25 protein-coding genes and 2 pseudogenes are annotated in these 23,879 nt (G+C 37.1%); 19 read left to right on the top strand and 8 right to left on the bottom strand.

All coding sequences use genetic code 11. From position 1 onward, the window contains the following. The 11 genes and pseudogenes from CKV78_RS09435 to CKV78_RS09485 all read left to right on the top strand — a co-directional run bounded on the left by CKV78_RS09435 (position 1) and on the right by CKV78_RS09485 (position 7,577). Positions 1-720 carry a Rha family transcriptional regulator gene (locus CKV78_RS09435; RefSeq protein ID WP_032855555.1) on the top strand — a complete coding sequence of 240 codons (720 nt, stop codon included), beginning with the start codon at positions 1-3 and terminating at the stop codon, positions 718-720. Then, on the top strand, positions 713-991 hold the full coding sequence (locus CKV78_RS09440) for a TroA family protein (RefSeq protein ID WP_005764222.1): 279 nt from the start codon (positions 713-715) through the stop codon (positions 989-991). The genes CKV78_RS09435 and CKV78_RS09440 overlap by 8 nt, the downstream gene beginning before the upstream one ends. Before the next feature lie 191 nt (positions 992-1,182). Beyond that, positions 1,183-1,458, top strand: coding sequence for a hypothetical protein (locus CKV78_RS09445; RefSeq protein WP_005764218.1), 276 nt, complete (start codon positions 1,183-1,185; stop codon positions 1,456-1,458). A gap of 364 nt (positions 1,459-1,822) precedes the next feature. Beyond that, positions 1,823-2,230, top strand: a complete 408-nt coding sequence (locus CKV78_RS09450) for a terminase small subunit (RefSeq protein WP_269457969.1) — start codon at positions 1,823-1,825, stop codon at positions 2,228-2,230. A 95-nt stretch (positions 2,231-2,325) separates the two neighbouring features. Beyond that, on the top strand, positions 2,326-2,757 hold the full coding sequence (locus tag CKV78_RS09455) for a hypothetical protein (RefSeq protein WP_005764214.1): 432 nt from the start codon (positions 2,326-2,328) through the stop codon (positions 2,755-2,757). Between the two features lie 473 nt (positions 2,758-3,230). Next, entirely contained in the window at positions 3,231-3,677 is a 447-nt protein-coding gene (locus CKV78_RS09460; RefSeq protein WP_005764211.1) for a Panacea domain-containing protein, read from the top strand. Further along, positions 3,677-4,030: a hypothetical protein gene (locus CKV78_RS09465; protein ID WP_005764209.1), complete on the top strand. Its 354-nt coding sequence runs from the start codon at positions 3,677-3,679 to the stop codon at positions 4,028-4,030. Before CKV78_RS09460 ends, CKV78_RS09465 begins: the two co-directional genes overlap by 1 nt. A 90-nt stretch (positions 4,031-4,120) precedes the next feature. After that, positions 4,121-4,651, top strand: a pseudogene (locus tag CKV78_RS10690) (host cell division inhibitor Icd-like protein); the annotation flags it as partial. After that, a complete protein-coding gene (locus CKV78_RS09475) occupies positions 4,644-4,970 on the top strand; it encodes a hypothetical protein (protein ID WP_005764205.1) in 327 nt (108 codons plus the stop codon). The pseudogene CKV78_RS10690 and the gene CKV78_RS09475, both read left to right, overlap by 8 nt. Next, a complete protein-coding gene (locus tag CKV78_RS09480; RefSeq protein ID WP_005764203.1) occupies positions 4,967-5,401 on the top strand; it encodes a hypothetical protein in 435 nt (144 codons plus the stop codon). The genes CKV78_RS09475 and CKV78_RS09480 overlap by 4 nt, the downstream gene beginning before the upstream one ends. Further along, positions 5,394-7,577 (top strand): annotated as a pseudogene (locus tag CKV78_RS09485) (DUF927 domain-containing protein). Before CKV78_RS09480 ends, CKV78_RS09485 begins: the two are co-directional and overlap by 8 nt. A gap of 578 nt (positions 7,578-8,155) precedes the next feature. Here the strand turns inward: CKV78_RS09485 and CKV78_RS09490 are convergent. Continuing rightward, entirely contained in the window at positions 8,156-8,485 is a 330-nt protein-coding gene (locus tag CKV78_RS09490) for a hypothetical protein (protein ID WP_032855552.1), read from the bottom strand. Between the two features lie 457 nt (positions 8,486-8,942). Here CKV78_RS09490 and CKV78_RS09495 point away from each other — a divergent pair, with 457 nt between their 5' ends. From CKV78_RS09495 to ansB, 5 genes are all read left to right on the top strand, one after another. Next, on the top strand, positions 8,943-9,947 hold the full coding sequence (locus CKV78_RS09495) for an Abi family protein (protein ID WP_005765628.1): 1,005 nt from the start codon (positions 8,943-8,945) through the stop codon (positions 9,945-9,947). Positions 9,948-10,536: 589 nt separating this feature from the next. Then, on the top strand, positions 10,537-11,586 hold the full coding sequence (locus CKV78_RS09500; protein ID WP_005764195.1) for a GNAT family protein: 1,050 nt from the start codon (positions 10,537-10,539) through the stop codon (positions 11,584-11,586). Further along, the gene (locus tag CKV78_RS09505) at positions 11,564-11,938 is read left to right on the top strand and encodes an ASCH domain-containing protein (RefSeq protein ID WP_005764193.1); all 375 of its coding nucleotides are present in this window, start codon (positions 11,564-11,566) and stop codon (positions 11,936-11,938) included. The genes CKV78_RS09500 and CKV78_RS09505 overlap by 23 nt, the downstream gene beginning before the upstream one ends. A 586-nt stretch (positions 11,939-12,524) precedes the next feature. Then, complete coding sequence (locus CKV78_RS09510) at positions 12,525-13,364, top strand: hypothetical protein (RefSeq protein WP_032855550.1); 840 nt, start codon at positions 12,525-12,527, stop codon at positions 13,362-13,364. A gap of 527 nt (positions 13,365-13,891) precedes the next feature. Then, positions 13,892-14,941: an L-asparaginase 2 gene (ansB, locus tag CKV78_RS09515; protein ID WP_005764189.1), complete on the top strand. Its 1,050-nt coding sequence runs from the start codon at positions 13,892-13,894 to the stop codon at positions 14,939-14,941. A 50-nt stretch (positions 14,942-14,991) separates the two neighbouring features. Here the strand turns inward: ansB and CKV78_RS09520 are convergent, their stop codons facing one another. The 7 genes from CKV78_RS09520 to CKV78_RS09550 form a co-directional block, all read right to left on the bottom strand. Continuing rightward, a complete protein-coding gene (locus CKV78_RS09520; RefSeq protein WP_005764187.1) occupies positions 14,992-16,389 on the bottom strand; it encodes a DHA2 family efflux MFS transporter permease subunit in 1,398 nt (465 codons plus the stop codon). A gap of 10 nt (positions 16,390-16,399) precedes the next feature. Then, entirely contained in the window at positions 16,400-16,909 is a 510-nt protein-coding gene (gene mobB, locus CKV78_RS09525) for a molybdopterin-guanine dinucleotide biosynthesis protein MobB (protein ID WP_005764185.1), read from the bottom strand. A gap of 51 nt (positions 16,910-16,960) precedes the next feature. After that, positions 16,961-17,392 (bottom strand): SoxR reducing system RseC family protein, encoded by a 432-nt coding sequence (locus CKV78_RS09530; RefSeq protein ID WP_005764182.1) that lies wholly within the window; start codon positions 17,390-17,392, stop codon positions 16,961-16,963. A 13-nt stretch (positions 17,393-17,405) separates the two neighbouring features. Then, complete coding sequence (gene rseB / locus CKV78_RS09535; RefSeq protein WP_005764181.1) at positions 17,406-18,356, bottom strand: sigma-E factor regulatory protein RseB; 951 nt, start codon at positions 18,354-18,356, stop codon at positions 17,406-17,408. A 60-nt stretch (positions 18,357-18,416) separates the two neighbouring features. After that, complete coding sequence (locus CKV78_RS09540; RefSeq protein ID WP_005764179.1) at positions 18,417-19,010, bottom strand: sigma-E factor negative regulatory protein; 594 nt, start codon at positions 19,008-19,010, stop codon at positions 18,417-18,419. A gap of 50 nt (positions 19,011-19,060) precedes the next feature. Continuing rightward, the gene (rpoE, locus tag CKV78_RS09545) at positions 19,061-19,636 is read right to left on the bottom strand and encodes an RNA polymerase sigma factor RpoE (RefSeq protein WP_005764178.1); all 576 of its coding nucleotides are present in this window, start codon (positions 19,634-19,636) and stop codon (positions 19,061-19,063) included. Between the two features lie 119 nt (positions 19,637-19,755). Beyond that, positions 19,756-20,010 (bottom strand): FAD assembly factor SdhE, encoded by a 255-nt coding sequence (locus tag CKV78_RS09550; RefSeq protein ID WP_005764176.1) that lies wholly within the window; start codon positions 20,008-20,010, stop codon positions 19,756-19,758. A gap of 275 nt (positions 20,011-20,285) precedes the next feature. On the opposite strand from CKV78_RS09550, the gene CKV78_RS09555 reads away from it, so the two are divergent. The 3 genes from CKV78_RS09555 to torC all read left to right on the top strand — a co-directional run bounded on the left by CKV78_RS09555 (position 20,286) and on the right by torC (position 23,874). Next, positions 20,286-22,292, top strand: a complete 2,007-nt coding sequence (locus CKV78_RS09555; protein WP_005764174.1) for a BCCT family transporter — start codon at positions 20,286-20,288, stop codon at positions 22,290-22,292. A 237-nt stretch (positions 22,293-22,529) separates the two neighbouring features. Next, positions 22,530-22,685, top strand: a complete 156-nt coding sequence (locus tag CKV78_RS09560) for a nitrate/trimethylamine N-oxide reductase NapE/TorE (protein WP_081442239.1) — start codon at positions 22,530-22,532, stop codon at positions 22,683-22,685. A 10-nt stretch (positions 22,686-22,695) separates the two neighbouring features. After that, positions 22,696-23,874 carry a pentaheme c-type cytochrome TorC gene (torC, locus tag CKV78_RS09565; RefSeq protein WP_005764170.1) on the top strand — a complete coding sequence of 393 codons (1,179 nt, stop codon included), beginning with the start codon at positions 22,696-22,698 and terminating at the stop codon, positions 23,872-23,874. Positions 23,875-23,879 lie beyond the last annotated feature (5 nt).

Consider the following 23,879-nt stretch of genomic DNA (forward strand, 5'->3'; position numbering starts at 1 on the left):
ATGATCAATACAAACATTCAAGTAAACCAAGCAAACGAGCTACAAAGCGCAGAAAGTGCGGTAAATAACGCAGTATTTCCTAAAGTCTTTCACAAAGAAACGGTAGCAATGACAGATAGCCTAAAAGTAGCGCATTACTTTGGTAAACGGCACGATAACTTACTAAACACCATTAAAAATCTAGGTTGTTCTGATGAATTTAGACTCCTTAATTTTAAGGAGTCCTATTACCTGAATGAACAAAATAAAAAACAACCAATGTTCTATATGACCCAAGACGGCTTTACGTTGTTAGTGATGGGCTTTACTGGCAAGAAAGCAATGCAATTTAAAGAGCAGTACATCAAAGAGTTTAACGAGATGAAAAAACGCCTTGCGACCCGAGCAAATATGAAGGCTGATCAAATACGAATGAATGAGGCGATTAAGTACCGCTTAGAACAAGTAGGCAAAGAAGACCCTCACGCATACAGCCGAGAGAATAACCTTGTTTATGTGGTAGCACTAGGGAATAGCCGTAAATCGTGGTTACAGGTAAATGGCTATCCTGATGATATGGAAATAAGACAATGCTTAACTGCAGAACAATTGCAATTAGTTGATCAGTTGCTTTCTGAAAATGCCGTAATGATTAAGTTAGGTATGGACTACTATCAGCGAAAAGCACAATTACAGGAAACCACATTACACCACTTGAGAAAGGGGGCATTAAATGCTTGATACCAATCCACCAGCAGAAAACCAATATAACCCAACATACGCAGATATTGCAGCGCAATTAAACGATATTCAAGAGAGTTTGGAAATCGCCATTGATAAAGGTTATCCAACGATAAAAGCAGAGGGAGTGCCTGATGTGAGAATGAGCGATAAAGACTATCTGGAGTGGATGTTAGAGCGTATTAATTGCGTGATTTATGACGTGGAGAATATCCAAGAAAAATTAGCACAATTACTGCAGATAAATTGCGACACAAACTGCGAATTGTGAAAACCGTTAAACCCTTGCTGGTGGTGGATTGTGAGTGATCAGATAACGCCAAAAGTGCGAAATAAAACGCCTATTTGCGAAACGGGTAACAAATATCGCCATAGCCGATTTAACGCATTAAAGCACGGTGGATATGCCACACACTTTCACGCCCTCACAGAAGAAGAAAAGCGAGTTTATTGGGAAAAGAAATGGAAATAAAGAACAAGATAGCCAAGCGTTTTCTCTTACCTAATGCTGTTCAACATTACTTGGTGAGAGCGACTACCTACTCTTTCCTTAGTCTTGATGACGATAACGAACCCTATCCATTAAGTGAGGTCATCCTGCTGCAGAAAGAAAAGGTGCTAGAAATTGAACGGGAATATAAACAATGCCCTACGGAGTTTTTATTAGGGCAATTACTCAAGGCTAAACAAACGCTGAATAAGTTAGAGAAAAGGCTAAGCGAGGTTGGGAAGACGTGAACCCTCCTGAATTTTTGAGGTAGTCAATCCAATTTTGGTTCAGTTGAACTGTTGCGATAACACAACACTTAGCTATGTACATAATCCAACTGTGGTCATATGACCACTACTGAACTAACACAAGTTGGCGGCAATCTCCTCAAATTTTAGGAGATGAAAACCAGCTCAATTTTGAGCCCGTCCACCAATGATGGTTTTAGGAATTTTTGGAGTCCATAAAAAAGCAGTAAGCGCACGAGGAGATATGGCTTCACCTCAATTTGAGGGAATTATAAATTGTTGATTTTCTTGCAAAACTCAATTTTGAGGTTTGTTTTAAAAACAATGAATTACAGGAGGGCAAATTTTTAACCATAAATTAACGCTGAAACAAGAAAATTTTTGCTTACAGTATATCGAGACAGGCAACGCCAGCGAGGCTTATAGACAGGCTTACCATGCTGAGAATATGAAACCTGACACCATAAATCGAAAAGCAAGTGAATTACTATCAGACGGTCCTATTACGGTCCGATTAGATGAGCTAAAACAATCTCACCAACAACGCCATGAAATCACTGTAGATGATTTGATTAGGAAACTCGAGGACATTTACCAAAAGGCAATTAGCGGAAACGGTAGTTTAAATACAGCAGTTAACGCAGTAATGGGGCAAGCTAAGTTATTAGGTTTAGATAAACAAACAGTTAAGTTGGAAACGATAGATTATCCAACTGTGATTGAATTAGTTGCGCCTGATTTTAATTCAGTCAGCTCCAAAGAAAATGATTAAAAAATCCAGAAAACAAAAAACCTCACCGAGTTTAGCTCAATGAGGTTAGATACAAATTACAGACATATGCTAATAAAATTAGACGGATTTATTATATGGCAGACTACGCAAAAGTGAAAGGGCGGCAAGGAAAAAAGCGAAAACAATTAGAGCAAGCTGTCAACGGTAACACATGGACTGCACTACGCCATGATGTTGTAAAAAGTCCAGAATTTATTAATCTCAGCTTATCAGCTAAATGGGTGTTCATACGTTTAGTTGCAGATTATGATCGTAAAAATAATGGAGATCTTTCAGCCCCTCAAAATAAAGCGAAGGAAATCTTTAATCTTTCTTCAAGAGGGTTAAAAGTGGCATTAGATGAATTAATTAGTGCTGGCTTTCTTGAGGTAACGAGGATAGGAGGTAAAAATCATTGTTCCCTGTATGCTTTGACATGTTACCCAATAAATAACATTCAAAAAACAGGACTCGCTTTAATAGAAAAGCATAAGCCTACAGACAATTGGAAAACTACAAATAGCTAATTTTTCTTCTAACCAACATTCGTTTTTTTTGTGAGTGCTTTTCTTAGAAATTAGAAATGAGAATGTTTAAATAATAAATATAGTATATGGCATAATATATAAAGGTAGTTACTCAGTAACTATCAGAAATGCCTAAAAACACTCTGACACCCCTACTCAGTAACTATCAGATTGTCAAATTAGCTCAAAAAATAATCTAATTGCACTACTCAGTAACTATCATTGCACTACTCAGTAACTATCATTGCACTACTGAGTAACTATCAGAAAAAATAAATTATCTATTGATTTTGTGTTATTGATAGTTTTTACCTTTATATTAAGGGTTGGCTTTATATAAATTTGTGTGCTAACTCCCAAAAATAAAGAAAATATCGCCAATTAATTTTATACAGTATTTTCTTGTAAATATGTTTTATGACACAATATTGTTCTAATGAACGTTAATTAATAGCTATCTAAGGAGGTTAAATATGGCTTATTCAGCAATGCAAGTTGCAAATTCTTTTATTCAGAGAGCGAAAGATGGAGCTGTTACTGATTTAACTCCAATGAAGTTACAAAAGTTAATGTTTTTTGCTCAATCGTGGAGTTTAAAAGAAACAGGGTATCCTTTGTTTGATGATTTCTTCTCACGTTGGCAGTATGGACCTGTAATTCCATCTATTTATCACGAATTTAAGAGTTTTCGAGATCAACCTATTACCTCATATGGTATAGATGTTTTTGGCAATACAGTCATGGTTAGTGAAGATGATCCACAGTCGTGGGAGCTTATTGATGACATTATCAAAGAGTATGGTGAATATTCAGCATCCCAATTATCATGGATGACTCATCAACCTAAAACAGCTTGGAGTATGAATGATATTTTAGGAACGGTGATTACTAATCTTGAGTTGTATAAAGGGAAAGTTTAATGGCTATTCGTTCCCAATTTAGAAACTCTGAAATAGGACATGATCCGAATATCGATATACAATATCAAAATCAGGGGCTAAAAGCCCCTAGTTCCAATATTAATAGCTCTATAAAACAAGAAAGATTAAAAGATAGTAAGGCAAATCGTAATTTACGTATTTGTTATGCCGTGATTGCTGTATGTTTTGCAATTGCTAGTATTATTTTTTGGATGAGATTTATTCAGTTCTACTACGATCCAAAAAAACATTCAGATACAGTATTTATTACTATAACAAGTGCTTGTACTGTCAATATTTTGGCGGCATTTATTTCTATAATCAAAGGACTATTTCCATCTAAGCGTAAATAGCCTACTTGTTTTAAGTTTATTCTAATCAATTTCTAAAAACGTGATCTAAATCACTTTACAACCTACGGTAAAGTCCGTTATCTTAATAGCGTTCTAGCAAAATCTAGAACCGAGCGTGGAAACTCGAATAATAAATCAACGGCGAACAGTAGCACGCCATTTAACCGTGCTTTTTTTGTTCGTGAAGTTCGCACACCTAAAATCCGATATGCAAATTCGCACAACGGAATTTTCTCAATAAATTCAATACTATCCATTTTTGGATTGACTGGATTTATCTCAATGGTAGCGTGCGATTGGCAACGTCTAATCGTTGGCTGTGTACCGTATGTCGCAGTTTTCCACCCAGTCGCACGTTACCGCCCTAAAGCGTGGAAACTTTTAGCGGTAACTCTCAATAATTTTACATACGGAGTTACGCAAATGATTTATCAATTCATTGGCATATCACGCCAACACTACGACCAAACCAAAGCAGAACAAATCCGCATCCAAGCCGACAACGAGCAACAAGCCCGAGCATACCTTGCCCACCATTATGTGCTGATTTTGTTAGGTCGCTTACCAAACACCGCCAAAAATGACCGCACTTTAGAGGTTAAAGGGGGAGTTTATGCGTAAATACAGCGTAATCACTTATCGAGAAGATGAAACCGTAGAAGGTCAACCATTCATTATTGCCACGGGGAAAACATACCAAGAGGCAGCACAAATCGCACGTGAGGCAATGGATAACGATCCGCTTGTTTATGGTTCAACATTAAGAGTAGAGCGTCCCCCTTATGAAATAACCGTTTTTGATAAACAAGGCGAGATTGCTTTTGTGGGTGAATATCCTACCTATGCTCAAGCTTGTGAAGTATCCGACTATTTAAAAACCACTGGCTTGTATGCTGAAATCAGAATTAGTCATCCCGATGGTTTAGGAGGTGATCAATGATGAACCCTATCACTCAAATGAAAGTAGCGAAATCCACCACCGAACCAAATAAGCTATTTAAAGCGAAATTAGAGGGCTGTTTGAACGATGGAAAGCCAACCCTCACCTTAGGCAAGGGAAATGGCTTATATGTGCTATATACGCAAATTAACCGCCAATTTCAGCTAATAAAAGACAGTAACCAACGCTGTTTTAATGAGTTTCCAGATTGCTATCACCATAAGATTAAATTAGCCAAAGAATGTGATGATTTAGCCGAACGGTTATCAAAAGGCTTGTTGATGGTGGAAGAATTAGCAGAAGGAAAAACGTTAAGTAAAGAGCAAAAGGGGCAGATTAAAGCCTTTATGCGTGGTGCTAAATATTTAATTAGCAAACTGCAGGGTGTTAGTTTCAATGTAGATGAAATACAAGGTGGTGGAAATGAGTAAAAAAATGATTCAGGCACCACACTTTAAAGGACAACCTAATGAGCCGTTGAGTGATTTAATTGTGTTAGCAGGCAATCAAGCGTGGGAATGGTGGGGTAAAGGTAAGGGCGAGGGATGGCTCTTACTTTGCCAAGCATTACAGCATGATTCAAAGCAAAAGCCGATTATCCTTGATGTAGAGCAGTTGAATAAATTAGAGCGGTTAGCAATTGTTCCACCAGCACAGAAAGCAGTAAGGGTGCTCCAATGTGGTGAGCTTTTACAAGCAGAAGTTACCGCACTTTGTCTTAACCTTGCCAAACATTCTAAGGTTGAGCAATTGGCATTATGTAATTGTATTGGCGAAGTAACCGAGAATCTAAGCGATTATATTAAACGAGTAAGAAAGGGTGATAGTGTGGCTGAAATCGTGAGCGAGAGCATCACAGAGGCACACAAAGAGAATAATCAAGCCAACACCTTACCTTTTATCGAAGAACGCACAGAACGAGGGAAAAGGGGCTTATATCGAATTACATTAAAGACCAATAGCTCAACGGGTGAAATCTACGAGGACAAAATAGAGTGGCTTTGTGATGCGGTTGAGGTTGTTGGAATGGGGCAAAGTGAAGATGAGTTTTACACAATGTTACGCTTTACGCCTAATCGCAGTGAGCAAAGTAAGGTTATCGCTTTGCCATTAAAAGACGTTGGCGAGCGTACAGGCTGGCAATTATTGCGTAAAAATGGCTTGAATATCACGAATAATCAACGCTTACGCCCTTATTTAGCCGATTATTTACAAGACTATTATCAAAAGGGATTTTATCGTGTAGTAAATGCGACAGGGTGGCAATCAGGCGCATATATTTTGCCTAATGGTGAGGTTATTGGAGAACCTAAAACACCAGTATTTTTTGTAGGGCAGTCTGCTAATAATAAAGGCTATGGCGTAAGCGGTAGCATTGAAAGTTGGCAGCAGGAAATCGCTAACAACGTGGCTGGTAATCCGTTTATGATGCTAGGTGTAGCCGTTGCGTTAAGTGCGCCTATTATTCATTTGATCAATGCCGAGAGCTTTGGTGTACATATCTTTGGCGGTAGTTCAACAGGGAAAACAACAATCACCAATATTGCGAGTTCTATCTATGGTCACCCTGATGAAATCCGTTTAAGTTGGCTAACTACACCGCTAGGGATTAGCAACGAGGCGCAAGCCAGAAATGATGGCTTTATGCCGTTGGATGAGATAGGGCAAAGCACCAACCGCAAGCACGTGGGCGACATTGCTTACAGTTTATTTAATGGTGTAGGCAAGATACAAGGTGCAAAAGAGGGAGGCAACCGAGATTTAGCACGGTGGCGCACTGTAGCTTTTTCTACGGGGGAGATGGATTTAGAAACCTACTTAACTAACGTGGGGATAAAAACGAATGTGGGGCAATTAGTCCGATTGTTGAATATTCCACTACAAAGGGCTACTTAATTCCACCACCACAAAGACGGAAAGGCGCACGCTGACCATTTAAACCAATCCTCAAAATTGCATTATGGCGTTGTAGGGCGAGAATGGATTAAGCACCTTATTAATTTACACCACAATAACGCCATAGAGCCGTTATATCGAGCTATTTTGGATAACAGATTAAATACCTTGCCGAATGATTGCCATTCACAAGTTAAGCGTGTAATGAGTCGTTTTGCGATATTAGAAACAACATTAAAACTTTCCCTAGACTTCACAAAATGGGATGTGGTCGAATGTGAAAATGCGATCACGAAAGCCTTTAATGAGTGGGTAAATATCTTTGGTTATCATAGCCGAGAGGAATTACAGATTATTGAACAAGTGAATGGCTGGCTTTTAGCAAATGCGGAGGGGCGTTTTATTAGATACCCAATAGATCCAACGCAAAGAGAAGTAAACAATATCGCTGGTTATCGTGTAATACCTGATAGCAAGAGCGATGAACAAGAGTATTTTTATTTGTACCCAATGGCATTTGACGAGGCAATAAAAGGACATCCTAAAAAGCAGGCTTGCCAAATCCTAACCGAGAAAGGAATGTTAAAGCGAGGAAAGGAAAAGGGGTATGAATTTACAATCAAACTCCCACGCCAAATAAAAGGCGAGCGCACAAGATGCTATTTACTCTATACGCTGGTAGAGAGCGAGGACGAGGAAGAAAATACATAACCTATCCAGTATAAACAAGAGGGCAAACGCCCTCTTTTTTTATTGTCTGGCATGTGGCATATAAATTAGTTAAATATTCACATTTGTCAAAATATGTAGCATTTAATTTACATCATAAAATGGGCACAGAATTAAAAAATTAGATAAAAAGTTTTTTTCGTGTAGATAACTGTTTTTTTATAGGACCAATAGGACCAGAAAATAATATATATAAAAAAACAATGATTTATGTAAAAAATAAATAAAATTTGGTCCTATTTTTAGTGATTTTGGTCCTATTTTTGCCTGTTTTGGTCCTATTTTTGTCTATTTTGGTCCTATTTTTTAAAGCTCAAAAAACAACCATTTTTAAAACTGGTCCTATTTTGGTCCTACTGGTCCTATTTTTAAAAATGGAATAGGACCAAAAAACAGGCTTTCAACCCGCGCCAATACTGAATTGGTCCTATGGTCCTATTGGTCCTATAGTTTTTTGCTTATATATACACATTGCTTTTTTTCTTGATAAAAATCGTGGTAGTGGATTTATGAAAAATGAGGGAGATTATGCTACATAATACTATTGAGGATATTTACATCTACCAATGGTGGATGTAGGGTGTAGGTTGAATGTATTGACTTAGGTCTGTTTCGGTTTTAATATTGCGAGCAATGGAGCTATTCTCTGATAACGGTGATCGCAATTGAAGCGTAAGGTTATCTAAGAATTTAGCTCCTTTTTCTTTATTCCAATACAACACCCTAGCCATTAAATCATTAAACTCCTCTCCGCCAAACCGTTTGATTTGGCTGTTAGTTTGCTCCAGTTCTGCATTTTGTTGTTGCAGAATTTGTAATAGGCTTTTATCATTGACATCAGATAAAGGCGACGAGCTAGAAATCTCCGCAGTTGATACGCGAGAGGTCATTTCTAACAAGTTGCCTTTTTCTATTTTAGTCAACTTATGATCGTAGTATTTATCCCCAGTCGTTGATACGCCAACAACAGCACCATTAACTCAGTTTTTACAACCGCAGAATTAAAATTTTCAGATATGGGGGAGGGTAGGTAAAGAGTTCAGAAGAAAGGCTTGGGCTACCGCCCCGTCAACTCTATTTTATCGCTATTCCAGTTTTTTGACCTTTTTTACTCTTTGAGGCATTTCTGAAACGGCAGCTTTTTATTGTGTAAATATCTTATCTTAACCACTTGACTATCTGATATTGAAAGCTGAATTATAGAACTGTTTTGAGCTATTTTAGATTGTTTTGCACTGTTTTGGATTATCAAAATGTGATCTATATCCTTGCTTTTGATCTCATTTAGTGTAGAATATACCCCCAATCGTGGGGTAGCCTAAACGATAAAACTGACCTCAATCCGAAATGTTGAGTGTAAAAGCTACCTCCTTACCCTTCTTTTTTCTTCTTTATTATCCTATGCTTTTAACAAAACCTCATAAGGAATATGCTGAGTTAGTTGATATTTTGCTTACTAGAAAGATGGTAGTTGAAGATATTTCATATGCGAAAAGAAAACTTTCTCAGGTTGGTTATTATCGTCTTTCTGGATTTTGGTTTACTAGTAGAAGGACAGCTATAGTTACTGAAAATGGCATAAGACAAAGTCAATTTATTGATGAGTTTTTACCAAATACATCTTTTAATGAAGTTTATAAGCTTTATTTATTCGATAAAAAACTGAGATTATTACTGTTAGATATTATCGAAAGATTAGAGGTTAACATACGTTCGGTTATGGCGCATGAATTAGGTCGCATAGATCCATTAGCGTATAAAAGTGAGAAGTTTATTAAGAAAGATCATTCAAAAATAAGAAAAAACTATGATGATGTTTGGTTACCTAAGTTACAAGGCGAAATTAAAAGAAATAAAGCTGAGTTTATTATTTATCATAGGGAAAATGATAAAGAAATACCTTTTTGGGTGATTGTAGAAATATGGGATTTTGGGACTTTATCAAAATATTACTCATTCTTAAAAGGAAATAATCAGAAAAAAATCTCCAAGAAATTTGGCATAGATCACGTCACTTTTGAAAAATGGTTACGTGAAATCAATATCTTGAGAAACTTGTGCGCACATCATTCTAGAGTGTGGAATAAAGATTTTAATGCCATTACTTTACCTAACACTAGAGTAGAAACGAACGAAAGGACATCGCAACGTGTTTTTAGTCGCATATTAATATTATGGTATTTAATTCAGCAGACTGACAGCAAAAACTATAAATGGTTAGAAAAACTAAAGGATTTAATTGATACTGATTTTCCTAATGTTCCAAATGCTAAATTAGAGTTTATGGGACTGGGTAATTATAAAACATTACCCATAGAGTTAATGAAACAGAACTATAATGAAAGCACCTAAATGGTGCTTTTTTATTGCCTAAAGATGTCGATAGAAAGGGAACAGATATTGATTGCGTTATTTACCAGTGATTGTGGCATAAATAAAGACTGATATAACAAGTAATTAAATTAAAAGGTACTCCTGACGGGGGTGGGCTTTCCACGGGGCTGGACGCGCGCGGTTTTTGACAGTTTTTTGATATTTTAGGCGATCCACCACAGTAATGTAATTTATTGTTTTTAATATATTTTTATTTTTTTGTTGTGGATTTTATTATGAAGGATATGCGCAATGATTGATTTTCACAACCGCAGAATTAAAATTTTCAGATATGGGGGAGGGTAGGTAAAGAGTTCAGAAGAAAGGCTTGGGCTACCGCCCCGTCAACTCTATTTTATCGCTATTCCAGTTTTTTGACCTTTTTTACTCTTTGAGGCGGATCACAAAACGCATAATGGATGTTTGTTTATATAACGTTATTGTCTTAATATTAAAAAATCAACTTTTTATAGAGGTGATTTTGTTGCATTTAGTGTGAGAGTTGATAAACAAAGTCTTCTGGTGGTCTGTGCTTTGTGATTAGTGGATTTAACATAAGGAAAAAAATATGGATAACTTAAAAGTTGTACTCTTCTCCGATGTCAATTTAGACGATCCATTCTTTGATAGCTTAAAGAAAGATTATAAAGAGTTTTCTAACTGGTTTCGAACAAAGTCAAACGAGCGGGCTTATGTTTTATATAACGATAATAACCTGATAGAAGGCTTTTTATATTATAAATTTGAGAGTGATGTAGAAGATGTAAACCCACCTATTCGCGGTAAATCTGTGATGAAAGTGGGGACGTTTAAGTTTAATCCTGCAGGAACATTAAGAGGACAAAGGTTTATAAAGAAAATATTAGATATTGCCGTAACAAACCATGTTGATATAGTTTATCTTACTGTTTTTGAAAAACATGAGCCATTAATCAAGTTGTTTAAATTCTATGGTTTTGAGAAGAATGGAGAAAAAGTTAGCCAAAACGGGACTGAACTTGTTTACCTAAGAGATCTCCATGTGTTCAAGAACCATATTTATCAGGACTATCCTTTCATTCATCAACAAAACGCTAATAAATATCTACTTGCCATAAAACCTGAATACCACACAAGAATGTTTCCAGAATCAAAATTATTTGGAGAATCTCCAGATATTATTAAAGATGTGTCACATTCAAATAGCATACACAAGATTTATATATCAGCAGCTTATGGTGCGAATAATCTAAGGAGGGGTGATATTCTTGTGATGTATAGAACTAAAGATGAGGTAGGTTCTGCATATTATCGTTCGGTAGTGTCGTCTGTTTGTGTAGTTGAAGATGTTCGCCATATATCAGAGTTTCAAACTGAAGACTCTTATATTCGATATTGTAGTCGATTTAGCGTGTTTAACGCTGATGAACTTTCTCGTTTTTACAAAGAAAAACGCTATCCATATATCATTCGATTTACTTATAACATGGCTCTGCCAAAGCGTATCAATCGAAAACAATTACTTGACAATGGCATAATAGGGGATCAAACTAGAACCGTGTTAAAACAAATATCTAATGAACAATTTAGTAAAATTCTGAGATTATCGCAAGCCAATGAAAGTTTTATTATCGATTAAACCTGAGTTTGTAGAAAAAATCATTTCAGGTGAAAAAAAATTTGAGTTTAGAAAATCGCTACCAAAACGCGAAGGAATAACAACAATTGTCGTTTACTCCACAATGCCTGTTGGAAAAGTGGTCGGTGAATTTAAGATTAAAGATGTGATATCCCATACACCAGAATCACTCTGGGAAAAAACAAAAGAATTTTCTGGTATTACCAAAAATTTCTTTGATGAGTATTTTTCCACAAGAGCTTTAGCGCATGCTTTTGAAATTGACTCATTCAAATTATACGATGAACCATTAGCGATTTCAGATGTTATAGCTTCTGGCACACCTCCACAGTCTTATTGCTACATTAATTAATCAACAAACCGCCACACTGGCGGTTTTTCTTTACCCTAAATTCATTTAAAGATAATCCGTATTGTTATTGTCCGATATGTAAATTTGCACAACGCTTATTAGTAAATAGATAAGAGTGAGGCACTTCACCGTTAGGAAAATTATCCTAACGTATATATGATAAGTATCCGCCAATGGCTGACACTCTTTGAACAAGTTTTAATTAGTCCTTTTTTATAATGTAAAGAAACTCATTTTTATAGAGGGATATTAGGCAGAAATAAAGTATAAAAAACAATCAAAAATAGGGGTAGCCAACAAAAATAGTACTAGGAATAGTACTATATTTTAAGGTGTGAAAATTTAGTCTTTTAAAAATCAATGTGTTATATGGTAAATTGGACTCCCATGATCTCCGCCAATCCATAAATCAATCTTCATCAAATCCCACTGAAGCGTTAATTTTGTATTTTGCTAATATATTTTTATTAAAAATAAATATAAATTATCATGTCAAGTATTTTGTTTAAAATGTGATCAATATCAATAATTGAAACGATTAAGCATTGTAATATAACAGTAAGGTCAAACAACAATGGAGGAAAAAATGAAAAAGTCCTTATTAGTTGTATTAATGAGTGTGCTGTTAGGTGCTTGTGGTAGTGGAACAAGTGGGACAAATTTAGATTTAGTGGACAATGGAGGCTCAATTAATCCACCTGTAGAAGAGCCTAAACCAGAGGAGCCAATATTAATTGATATGGTTCCTAACCCTGATATTCTAGCTGTTGATTACATTGAGGATAAGGGGTTGAAAGATAAAGTGCTTAATACAAAGAATAGGTTTCTTTCGAGAATTTTTGGTGCTGAGTTTGATGCGATTACTTTACCTGAAGGTGTGATGACTAAAGAGGTGAATGGGAATGTCGTAAGAATGCTGAATTTGCCATATTCTGTGCTTGCTTGGCGCCAACCTAGTGCCTACACAGAAGGTGAGGAGTTTTATGACAGTAAAGAATTGCTTTCTGGGATAGGAGAATTCACTATTAAAGACAATTACCCTGCAAGTAAAGTGACTTATCGTGGTTATTCTGCAAATCCAAATGCTGTTGGAATGATGCGCTTAGATATGGACTTTGCTAGCACCACAGTATCGGGTAAGCTTTATGAGCGGAAAAATAAGGAGGGTGAAGAGCTGCCTGAGATTATCTTAAAAGAAACTAGTAACTATGCGGAAGATGCTGGGGTTGGTGCCTTATTAGGTGAAACTGATTATAAACCTATGGGAGTCGACAATAATTTAAAATACGTGGTTACTTTTGCGGGGCCTTCAGCAGATGAAGCTATCGGTTTTGTCATGGATATAGGAGAGATGTCTAATCCGCCGCTAATCTATGAGGTATTTGGTGGAAAACGAGATCTACCTAGTCCGCCACTAGATCCATAGTTAAATTTTCTCACCCCCAAGTAGCATTACTTGGGGGTTTTAGATTTAAAACTAATCAATGCTATGAAATCAGTATCTATGATGTAGAAATAGCATTATTTTTTATAAAAATATATGAATAAAATTGTCATACGGGATACGATTAGAAGGAACGGCGGTAAAGCCTCTTAGATATTTAATTGATCTTATTCTGTGGTTATCTGGGAATTGTCAGGTCAGGCTGATATAACGATATAAGACCCATATTATAAATGGGGACTAATTAAAGATAATATGACAACATAAAGTCATATTTACCTTGTGAATCAAAATGTGATGGGAAGAATGTATTTTTTCTTATATAACACCAAGCAACTCGCTTGGTTTTTTGTTTATAAGTGCGGTCGTTATTAGACGTAGATTATTGGTTTAGTGTTATCTTGTTATTTTTAAAGGCAATTAAATAAAAAAATGCTTTTTTATGTTTTCTTCTTACATCATTTATGTGGATAATATGCTGTCTTTTTGTCAACTTAGAGAGGAATGATATGAAACTATCAAAAATTGCAGCAGCGACCTTATTAAGTGTTGGGCTTTCAACCGCCTATGCGGCGGAACTACCAAATATTACAATTCTTGCAACGGGTGGTACCATTGCGGGAAGTGGTCAAACTGCAGTAAGTGGCGCTTATAAAGCAGGTCAGCTGAATGTAGATGTATTGATTGATGCAGTCCCTGAAATTAAAACTTTAGCCAATATTCGTGGTGAGCAATTAGTCAAAATTGGTTCGCAGGATATGAGTGATGAAGTGTGGCTAAAATTAGTGAAACGCATTAATCAGCAGTGTAAAGAAACCGACGGTTTTGTGATTATGCATGGCACTGACACGATGGAGGAAACAGCGTATTTCCTTGATTTAACCGTAAAATGTGAAAAACCAGTGGTGCTTGTGGGAGCAATGCGCCCAAGTACCAAGAAAAGTGCTGATGGCCCTTTAAATTTATATAATGCAATCGTAGTGGCAACTGATGAAAAATCAGCAGGCCGTGGTGTGTTAGTTGCAATGAATGGAGAAGTGCTTGGTGCGCGTGATGTAACAAAAACAAGCACAACAGCAGTACAAACTTTTGCTTCTCCAAACTTCGGTACTTTAGGTTATATTCAAGAAAATCGAGTGGACTATGAGCGTTCACCTGAAAGTAAACACACTGTGAATACACCATTTAATGTGGATAAATTAGATGAATTACCAAAAGTTGGGATTGTGTATGCTTATGCGAATATGCCAACAGAGCCGTTACAAGCTTTACTTGATGCTAAATATAAAGGCATTGTTGTGGCGGGTGTGGGTAACGGTAATATGAACCAAGCTAACTTAGAGTTGTTAGCGAAAGCGGCGAAAGAGGGCGTTGCAGTTGTACGTTCTTCTCGTGTACCAACGGGTTACACAACACGCGATGCGGAAGTGGATGATACCAGTTATGGTTTTAGTGCTTCAGGTACATTGAACCCACAAAAAGCGAGAGTCTTATTACAATTAGGCTTAACGCAAACGACTGATCCAAAAGTGATTCAACAGCATTTTGAAGACTTCTAATGTTGTGAAGTAGATAATAAAAAGCCATCTAATAAGATGGCTTTTTATCTTTAACGTTTGCTGGCATGTTGTAAGTTTTCACCGTCTGTTCGTTTTAAATATGTGAGTACCCAAATCAAAATTATACCGAATAAGGAAACTGATAAAAAAGTATAGCTAAAAGATTGCTGTAATTGTATGCCAACTTCGCCAATATTGTCTCGATAGATGCCTAAAATCACCGAACATACAGCGATACCTATACCAATTCCCATTTGCTGTGCTACGCTTAATACGGTAGAACCTGAACTTGCGTGATGATCTGGCAATTCACTCACTGCTAGAGTGTTAGTTGCGGTGAAAATTACAGACATACAAGCACCATAGAAAGACAGCAAACTGATTAATAGCCAAATTGGTGTTTCCACTGTCACAAAGCCCATCATTGCAATGCACAAACTGAGTAAAAGTGCGGTCAAAAGTATCGTACTTTTGTAGCCAAGATGTCTTAAAATTGGACTCACTAATGGTTTCATTAGTACAGAGCTAATAGCAATTGGTGCCAGCAACCAACCTGATAGTTCCGCACTGTAATTAAACACCAGTTGCATCATTAGTGGTAATAGGAATGGAATGCCAGAACCACATAAGCGAATAAATAAGTTCGCTAGAATCCCAATGCTGAAGGTACGTGTTTCAAATAAGGATAATGGCAATAGCGTGTTTTCACTGCGGCAAGCATAAAAATAATAAGATATTAATAGCACAAGCCCGAGTGTTAATACCGCAAATGAAATAAAGTGATGACCGTTTCGTTCAGAAATTAAATCTAAGCCAAGGGTAATACCGACTAATCCACCTGCAAATAAAATAAAGCCTACCCAATCTAGCTTGTTTGTAGCGACAGTATTATTTGGCATATAGTTGCCCGCAATCAGGATACCGATAATGCCAATGGGAATATTGATTAAGAAAATCCAATGCCAAGTGGCGTAAGTCACTAGCCAACCACCTAAGATTGGTCCGAGAATAGGACCGAGTAATCCTGCCATTGCCATTAAATTCCACACCGATAACAAATGCTGTTTAGGCACACTACGGATAATCGCTAAGCGTGCCACAGGCATCATTAATGCACCACCGAAGCCTTGCAAGACGCGAGAAAATACAAGGGTATTTAATGTATTGGACACCGCACAGGCGATAGAGCCAATAACAAACACACCAATGGCAAGTTGGAACATTTTGAGAGTGCCATATTTATCTGCAAGCCAACCACTCAGTGGGATAAATAAGGCAACAGAAAGTGCATAGCTAATAATCGCTAATTGCATTTCTAAAGGTGATTCATTTAAACTACGCGAAATGGCAGGCAATGCTGTATTTAAAATCGTTGCATCTAAAGTTTGCATAAATAATGCAATAGCTGCAATCCAGGCAAGGCCTCGATAACTTTCGCGTTCCGTCATAAAAAATTTCCTATTTTGTACCGCACTTTTGCTGGTACCAACATACAATAAATGCGGTGATTTCTGCGGTATTATTAATATCTAATTGAGTGTGAGTTGAAGGCACAGGATAGTCTGTCGCTAAGGCAATAATGTGCTCATCTTCTGTATTTAAAGGTTTATCCATCGTTTGGCGATGCAATAAAATTTTTTCAATGGGTTCGTGTTTAAAGCCTTCAACTAGAATAAGATCTGTTAGATTTGAGTCAAATTGTTGGGATAAATAAGCTAAATCCATTGTTTTTTTGGGGGTCTCTGTCATCAACGCCCAACGATTATCACACGCCATTAGCACTTGTGCTGCACCGGCTTCTTTCATTCGCCAACTGTCTTTGCCTTCCTTGTCCACTTGTGCATTGTGATGGCTGTGTTTAATCACAGAAATGCGTAAACCTTCAGCAATTAAAGCGGGTACGAGCTTTTCCAATAAAGTGGTTTTGCCACTGCCGCTATAACCCGTAATACCTAACATTGGGATCATAACATTGTCCTTTTTAAATTACTCTGTGCATTATAAAGGCAAGCGAACAGATCACAAAGTTCTTAATAGAATTGGTTTGTAAGCGGCTTTTCGAGCGAGTTTTTTGGAATAAGTGCGAATAGCAATGAATGAAAGTGCGGTGCAAAAAAAGATAAAAATTGCACTGATTAATTCGTGTGAAAATAGTTTTTCAGCGATAAACGTACTAAGCAAAATTGTCAATAATGGCACGATATAGAGCAATAATGCAGATAAAATTAGGGATCTTTCTTCTAAGCCAATTTCAACATGTTGACCCACTTTTAACGGCATTATAGTTTCAATTGTGAAAATATGTTCACCTACTTCACCTGTGAGTTCAGAAAGTGCTGAGGCACCACAAGCATTTTTGGCCGCACAGGTACCACAAGCACTTTGTGATTGACATTTGACTTTGGCAATCCCTGCTTCGTAGGCAATAACAACCGCATTTTCTTTTAACATTTTGAGAACCTAATTATTTAAACTTAATATCTTGAACGATACGTTTTGCAGTGGACAGTGGTAATTGCCCGATAAAAGTGATTTCTTTATTTTGGATTGTTTCACTGTAAATAGTGTAGGCACCTTGCTTCCACGCATTGTCTAATTCTGTTTTGTTAATAGGATCGGCAATATAAATTGTGAAAGAAAACAAGCCATCACTATATAGTTGGCTTTCAATATTACTATTATTTTCCACACCAATTTGCTGTTTGATTACTTCAAAGCCTTGTGGCAACCAACTAGCTTTCCAATTTAGCTCTACCGATTTTTCCTCTTTTTTATCGAGAAGCAATGGTGGGTAAGTGATGTCTTCCAAATAGTCAGCTAAGCCATTCAATCCTTCGCCAATATATAAATGTACAACACGGAATTGATCTAGCAAATTACCATCACGATCGAGCAAATCGCTTTGTAATAATAAGTGGTTTTCTTCATCAATAAAGGCAACGTACTGATAGCGGAAATCGTCTTTTGGTAAAATACGGATCGTCTGCACTAAGCGATCCGCCACTCGATTTCGCCCAATTTTGATAAAGTCGTAATATTTTTCGAGTCTATCAAAATTGCTATTCATCAGCACTGGCAAGCTATCAACAATATGTTGGCTGTTGATAGTAAAAGGCTGGAAATTGGTCTGGAAATAGCTGACTAAGTTATCACGTAAAATAATTTCTTGTTGCACACCGTCTAAAGACACAAGTTGGGCATAATTTTTGCCATCACGCATTAAATGGCGGTAACGTAAGGATTCAATATTGAGCGGAGTTGCTTTGAAAAATGCTATCTCATAATTTAACTGTTTGTTGGCGACAGGCATTTTTTGTAGAAGTTGTTTTGCAGATAATGTTTGTTCTGCAAAGACTGAAACTGAAAGTCCTAGTGTGACAAAAAGTGCGGTCAATTTTTGAAAAGTTTTTAACATAATTCGCTACCATAAAACAAATTCACCACCAATAAGGTGGTGAATTTAAATTCGAGAACGTTATTTTTGCGAGCTTTGCTGTGGATTCAAAATCATTGAATCAGAATAAAGCCTACGCTGTACTTCATAGTTTTGTAACATCGCACCAATGCGTTTATTTTTTTGCTCGAGTTGCTCTGGCGTAATCACATCTTTCACTGGCGCATTGTAGCTGACTTCTTGCACTAAGTTATTAAATGGCAAAGTCTGCAGCACTGGTGTATCTACATTGGTAGGTACATCGTTTTTTGCTGTCATCAAGGATTGTGTTCCAAGTACTGCAACTAAACACACACTCGCGGCCACTGCAACCTGTGCCAATGGGGCAAAGAGCGATTTGAATTTTTGCATAAATGGCAGTTTTTCAACCTCTTCTGGTGATGGTTGCGATACCACAGGGCTTGCCACTTTGATTTCTTCTGCTTCAATGAGTTTTTCCATTTTAGCAGTGAAGTCAGCACCTAATAGCACTTCAGTTTCTTGACGCATCACAGCCCGAATTGTGTGAAAACTTGCCCAAGATTGTTGTAATTCTGCATCTTGGCATAATTTTTCTGTCAATTCAGCACTGACTTGTTCACCATCAATGTAGGCTGAAAGTAACTCTTTTTGCATTGGGAACTCCAACTTTCGTTTGGTTTTTTATTGATTAATATGAATTATGTTTAACGTTGCAACATCGGTTGCACTTTGCTCTCGATAATTTCGCGAGCGCGGAAAATTCGAGAGCGAACCGTACCGACTGGACAATCCATAATTTCAGCAATTTCTTCATAGCTTAATCCTTCGATTTCTCGTAAAGTAATTGCTGTTCTTAAGTCTTCTTGTAAGCCGTTGATGGTATCAAACACAATTTTCTTTAATTCGCTGGATAACATTTCATTTTCGGGGGTATCCACATCCCGTAAATTACTGCCCATTTCATAGCTTTCAGCATCTTCTGCCAAAATATCTTCAGTTGGAGGGCGACGCCCTTGGGCAGTTAAATAATTTTTTGCCGTATTAACGGCGATTCGGTATAGCCAAGTGTAGAAAGCACTGTCACCACGAAAAGAATCAATAGAGCGATATGCTTTTATAAATGATTCTTGTACAACATCAGGGATATCGTTTTGCGACACATAACGAGTCAGCAAACCAGCCACTTTATTTTGATAACGAGAAACCAATAAATTAAAGGCTTTTTTATCTCCTTGCTGTACTCTTTCTACCAAAGCCTGATCTGTTAGCTGTTCAGCCATATAACCTCTTATATCACCTCTAACAAGCTCTAATATGCAAAGACAGCAAGCTCTTGTAAACGGTTAGACGGTGTAGAATAAAAAAAGTTCAATCTTTTTGCGAAGACAAAATATTGTGATTAATCAGCTAATTTCAAGGTCGCTTGAATGTAATTGATCATTTGTTGCAGCTCAGGATCTGAGGCTTGCCCACGATTGAAAAACCAAGAAAATAATTGTAAGTCAGTGCAAGCTAATAAACGAATAAAGACATCTTTCTGTGCATCAGGTAATTGGTCAAAATGCTGTTGATAAAAGGGCATTATCACTTTATCAAGTTCTAACATTCCACGGCGACAATCCCATTCGATCCGTAATTTATTATATTTTGTCATTTTATGTCCTTGGAAAACGTAAACGTGCTAAATATAGCAAGGAAAGTGTAGGAAATAAACTCTCTCACTTATTTTGTATCATATAGTTTATCTTGTACATTTTTGCAGATTGTAGAATTTTCTGATATATTACCTGCGTATTCTACGAAGTTAGTCTCAAATTCCCGCGTATTTAAAACTAATTAATGTTTAGTTTTTTCCTTGTAAAACTGTTATATGACAGTCATTTTTATTGATAATACGTTATTACAAAATACACTCACTAAGGAGGCGTTTTGTCGTTTTTAAAGCAATTACGTGCTAATAGCACGCTAAAAGCACCAATTTTTTTACCAAGTCTGTTTTTAATTACTTTTATTACGCTTTACTGCATATTTTTCCCTCAATATGCACAAACCACGTTGAATTTTGCTAAACAGCAAATCTTCACTCACTTTAGTTGGTTCTATGTTTTAGCTGCGTCTATTTTCATTTTATTTTTAGTGTTACTTTGTTCGAGCCGTTTAGGTGATGTGCGTTTAGGTGCAGATAATGAAGAGCCGGAGTATCCATTCCTCTCTTGGGTAGCGATGTTATTCGCGGCAGGAATGGGTATTGGTTTAATGTATTTTGGTGTAGCAGAGCCAATGTTGCATTATGTCAGCCCACTTTCGCAAGGCTTAACAAATACTGAAAAAGCTAAAGAAGCGATGCTGATGACGTTTTATCATTGGGGCATTCACGCTTGGGCAATTTATGCGGTGATTGGTTTAACGTTGGCGTATTTTGGTTTTCGTTATAAGCTGCCGCTGACAATCAGGTCGGGATTTTATCCGTTACTTAAGCATCATATTTCGGGTTTTTGGGGACACGTGATTGACGTTTGCGCATTATGTAGCACGATTTTTGGTATTACAACTACATTAGGTTATGGCGCAATGCAATTAGATGCGGGTTTAAATAGCCTTGGCTGGATTGATTCTCGCAGTTTTTCTACCTTATCAATTTTAATTATTGTGGTGATGTGTTTAGCTACCATTTCTGCGATTACAGGTGTGGCGAAAGGCGTACGCCGTTTAAGTGAAATTAATTTATTTTTAGCTTTATCTCTGCTGATTTTTGTGATGGTTATGGGCCCAACGTTGCTATTGTTGACTAGCTTTACTGAAAATCTTGGCTATTACTTAAGTAAGTTAGTGTCGCTGAGTTTCCGTACCTTTGCTTATGAGCCTCAAAATCAAGGCTGGTTCAGTGGTTGGACGGTACTTTATTGGGCTTGGTGGGTGTCTTGGGCACCGTTTGTCGGCTTATTCATCGCTAAAATTTCCAAAGGTCGTACAATTCGTGAATTTATTTTAGGCGTGTTATTTATTCCATCTTTATTCAATGCGTTATGGATGACAGTTTTCGGCAATTCTGCTATTTGGTTAGACGGTGAAACTGCAGGAAATTTGACCGCACTTTCTGTTAACACGGAAGCCTTATTGTTTGGCTTTTTTGAACAGTTGCCATTAGGTAACGTCGCCTCTTTTATTGCGATTGTGATTATTGCATTGTTCTTTGTAACATCTGCGGATTCTGGCATTTACGTGATTAATAGCATTGCCTCGCAAGGGGAAGAAAAAAGCGTGAAATGGCAAAGTGTATTTTGGGCGGTGTTATTGGCTGTTCTTGCGATTTCCTTATTGCGTTCTGATGGCTTATCAGCGTTACAAACTATGACATTAGTTATCGCTTTACCGTTTACATTGATTATGTTGTTGCTGTGCTTTGGATTATGGAAAGGTTTAATGGTGGATAACCAATATTTCAGTAAAACATTCTCTCAAGGCAGTGGTAATTGGAGTGGTAAACATTGGAAAAGTCGATTGGAGAAAATTCTTTCTCAGTCAAAACGTGCCGATGTGCGTGGTTTTCTTGATGATATTGCTCAGCCTGCATTTAATGAATTAGTCATCGAATTTGAAAAATACGGTTTAACGGCGAAAGTGGAAATGATTGCGGGCAAAAATCCGAAAGTGGAATTTATTGTGATGAAAGAAAATCTTCGCAATTTCCTGTATGGTATTGAATGTAAATCAAGAGAACTATCAGCTTTGGTGGTGGAAGATGATTCAATGCCAAATATTGATTCCGAGCGCATTTATGAGCCAATCACGTATTTTATTGATGGGCGTGAGGGCTACGATGTGCAATATATGACCAAAGATGAATTGATTGCTGATGTGCTAAAACAATATGAACGTTACATTAATTTGGCAATGGATAATACCAATGCTTTGATGACTTTCGATGTAGCGTAATCATAGTCAAAACATTAAAAATGGGACACTTTGTCGTGTTCCATTTTTTATTATATCGATTAAAAATGTTTAAAAATCAAACCGCACTTTATTGTATAAGTAATTATATTCCGCTTATTTTTATAGCATAAACATACCATTTTACCTCTTTAAAGGTAGTTTCGTTGATCCTACTCAACATTCACTTCTTTTTCTTCTGTATAATCTGCGCCTTCTATAATCAAGTGGAAACATTTAATGAAACAACGAACAAATTCTCTTTTTAAAGAGATTGTTAAAACTTTTTTCTTCGCAGGCATTATTTTGCCTATTTTAATGATGGGAAGCATAGGCGCTTATGGATTGATTGTTTGGTTATTGCAAATATTCGCCATTGGCTTAGCTAGCGCATAACGGAGTGGATATGAAACTTTTTACTTCAATTAAACGATTTTTTACTCAACCTTCCGCCAAAATTGGTTTAGGGGTTTTAGTAACTATCGGCTTTATTGCGGGGGCAATTAGCTGGGAGAAATTTAATGATGTAATGGATCACACTAGCACAGAAGAATTTTGTATTAGTTGCCATTCCATGCAACAACCTTTAGAAGAATTAAAACAAACTGCGCACTGGTCTAATCGTACTGGTGTTACTGCAACTTGTTCAAGTTGCCATTTACCGCACGATAAAACAGAAAAATATGCACGCAAAGTGCAGGCTATTCGTGAAGTGTTTGCCGAGTTTAGCGGCAAATATGACGAAGAAGGGTCGTTTGAGAAACATCGTCAAGAAATGGCAGAAAGAGAGTGGGCTCGCTTTGAGGCTAACGGCTCTAAAGAATGTAAAACCTGCCACAGTTATGATCGTATGAACTTTGACAAAATGTCAGAGGCAGCGAAAAAAGCTATGATCCCAGCGGCTAAAAAAGATCAAAGTTGTATGGACTGCCATAAAGGCGTGGCACATCACTTACCAAAAATGGAAGTGGCAGAAGGCAGCGCATCTAAATTTGATAATTTGGTGAGCAAAGCACCGCAAGCGGACAAAACTTATTACAGCAAAGCCAATGTGAACTTGTTCAAAGATGAAGCAATGAAAGAGCAAATTGGCCAGCTTGAAACTGCAGTGCCCGTGCGTTTTGTGAAAGCGGGGCAAAGTGCTGATTTGGTGGAAATGACAATGTGGCGTAAAGACAAAGGCTTTGGACGCATTTGGTATCATCAATTTGGTAAAAACATTACTGATGCCGTGTTAAGCAAAGAATTTATGCAAAATGCACCGCACTTTGATGTGTTGGATAAGAAAGAAGATCCTCTAACAGGTTTAACTTGGCAACAAGTGAAAATGCAAGTGTGGATTCCAAAATCACAATTAATTGAAGACGTTAAACCGGTGTGGGCTGCAGCAGAAAGTGTGTACAAAACTCAATGTAGTACCTGTCATAAACAACCTGATGTAGCGCATTTTGATTCAAATACGTGGATCGGTTTATTCAACGGAATGGTGGGATTCACCAACATTGATAAACAAACTAGCAAAGAAGTATTGCGTTATTTACAACTACATTCATCTGATTTCGAAGCACATTCTGAGAGCCAGTAGGAGAT

The sequence above is a fragment of the Pasteurella dagmatis genome, assembly GCF_900186835.1.
GTDB lineage: Bacteria > Pseudomonadota > Gammaproteobacteria > Enterobacterales > Pasteurellaceae > Pasteurella > Pasteurella dagmatis.

Coding starts and splice junctions, on each gene's coding strand:
- CKV78_RS09435 (WP_032855555.1), top strand. CDS start 1: ATGATCAATACAAACATTCAAGTAAACCAAGCAAACGAGCTACAAAGC.
- CKV78_RS09440 (WP_005764222.1), top strand. CDS start 713: ATGCTTGATACCAATCCACCAGCAGAAAACCAATATAACCCAACATAC.
- CKV78_RS09445 (WP_005764218.1), top strand. CDS start 1,183: ATGGAAATAAAGAACAAGATAGCCAAGCGTTTTCTCTTACCTAATGCT.
- CKV78_RS09455 (WP_005764214.1), top strand. CDS start 2,326: ATGGCAGACTACGCAAAAGTGAAAGGGCGGCAAGGAAAAAAGCGAAAA.
- CKV78_RS09460 (WP_005764211.1), top strand. CDS start 3,231: ATGGCTTATTCAGCAATGCAAGTTGCAAATTCTTTTATTCAGAGAGCG.
- CKV78_RS09465 (WP_005764209.1), top strand. CDS start 3,677: ATGGCTATTCGTTCCCAATTTAGAAACTCTGAAATAGGACATGATCCG.
- CKV78_RS09475 (WP_005764205.1), top strand. CDS start 4,644: ATGCGTAAATACAGCGTAATCACTTATCGAGAAGATGAAACCGTAGAA.
- CKV78_RS09480 (WP_005764203.1), top strand. CDS start 4,967: ATGATGAACCCTATCACTCAAATGAAAGTAGCGAAATCCACCACCGAA.
- CKV78_RS09490 (WP_032855552.1), bottom strand. CDS start 8,485: ATGACCTCTCGCGTATCAACTGCGGAGATTTCTAGCTCGTCGCCTTTA.
- CKV78_RS09495 (WP_005765628.1), top strand. CDS start 8,943: ATGTTGAGTGTAAAAGCTACCTCCTTACCCTTCTTTTTTCTTCTTTAT.
- CKV78_RS09500 (WP_005764195.1), top strand. CDS start 10,537: ATGGATAACTTAAAAGTTGTACTCTTCTCCGATGTCAATTTAGACGAT.
- CKV78_RS09505 (WP_005764193.1), top strand. CDS start 11,564: ATGAAAGTTTTATTATCGATTAAACCTGAGTTTGTAGAAAAAATCATT.
- CKV78_RS09510 (WP_032855550.1), top strand. CDS start 12,525: ATGAAAAAGTCCTTATTAGTTGTATTAATGAGTGTGCTGTTAGGTGCT.
- ansB (WP_005764189.1), top strand. CDS start 13,892: ATGAAACTATCAAAAATTGCAGCAGCGACCTTATTAAGTGTTGGGCTT.
- CKV78_RS09520 (WP_005764187.1), bottom strand. CDS start 16,389: ATGACGGAACGCGAAAGTTATCGAGGCCTTGCCTGGATTGCAGCTATT.
- mobB (WP_005764185.1), bottom strand. CDS start 16,909: ATGATCCCAATGTTAGGTATTACGGGTTATAGCGGCAGTGGCAAAACC.
- CKV78_RS09530 (WP_005764182.1), bottom strand. CDS start 17,392: ATGTTAAAAGAAAATGCGGTTGTTATTGCCTACGAAGCAGGGATTGCC.
- rseB (WP_005764181.1), bottom strand. CDS start 18,356: ATGTTAAAAACTTTTCAAAAATTGACCGCACTTTTTGTCACACTAGGA.
- CKV78_RS09540 (WP_005764179.1), bottom strand. CDS start 19,010: ATGCAAAAAGAGTTACTTTCAGCCTACATTGATGGTGAACAAGTCAGT.
- rpoE (WP_005764178.1), bottom strand. CDS start 19,636: ATGGCTGAACAGCTAACAGATCAGGCTTTGGTAGAAAGAGTACAGCAA.
- CKV78_RS09550 (WP_005764176.1), bottom strand. CDS start 20,010: ATGACAAAATATAATAAATTACGGATCGAATGGGATTGTCGCCGTGGA.
- CKV78_RS09560 (WP_081442239.1), top strand. CDS start 22,530: ATGAAACAACGAACAAATTCTCTTTTTAAAGAGATTGTTAAAACTTTT.
- torC (WP_005764170.1), top strand. CDS start 22,696: ATGAAACTTTTTACTTCAATTAAACGATTTTTTACTCAACCTTCCGCC.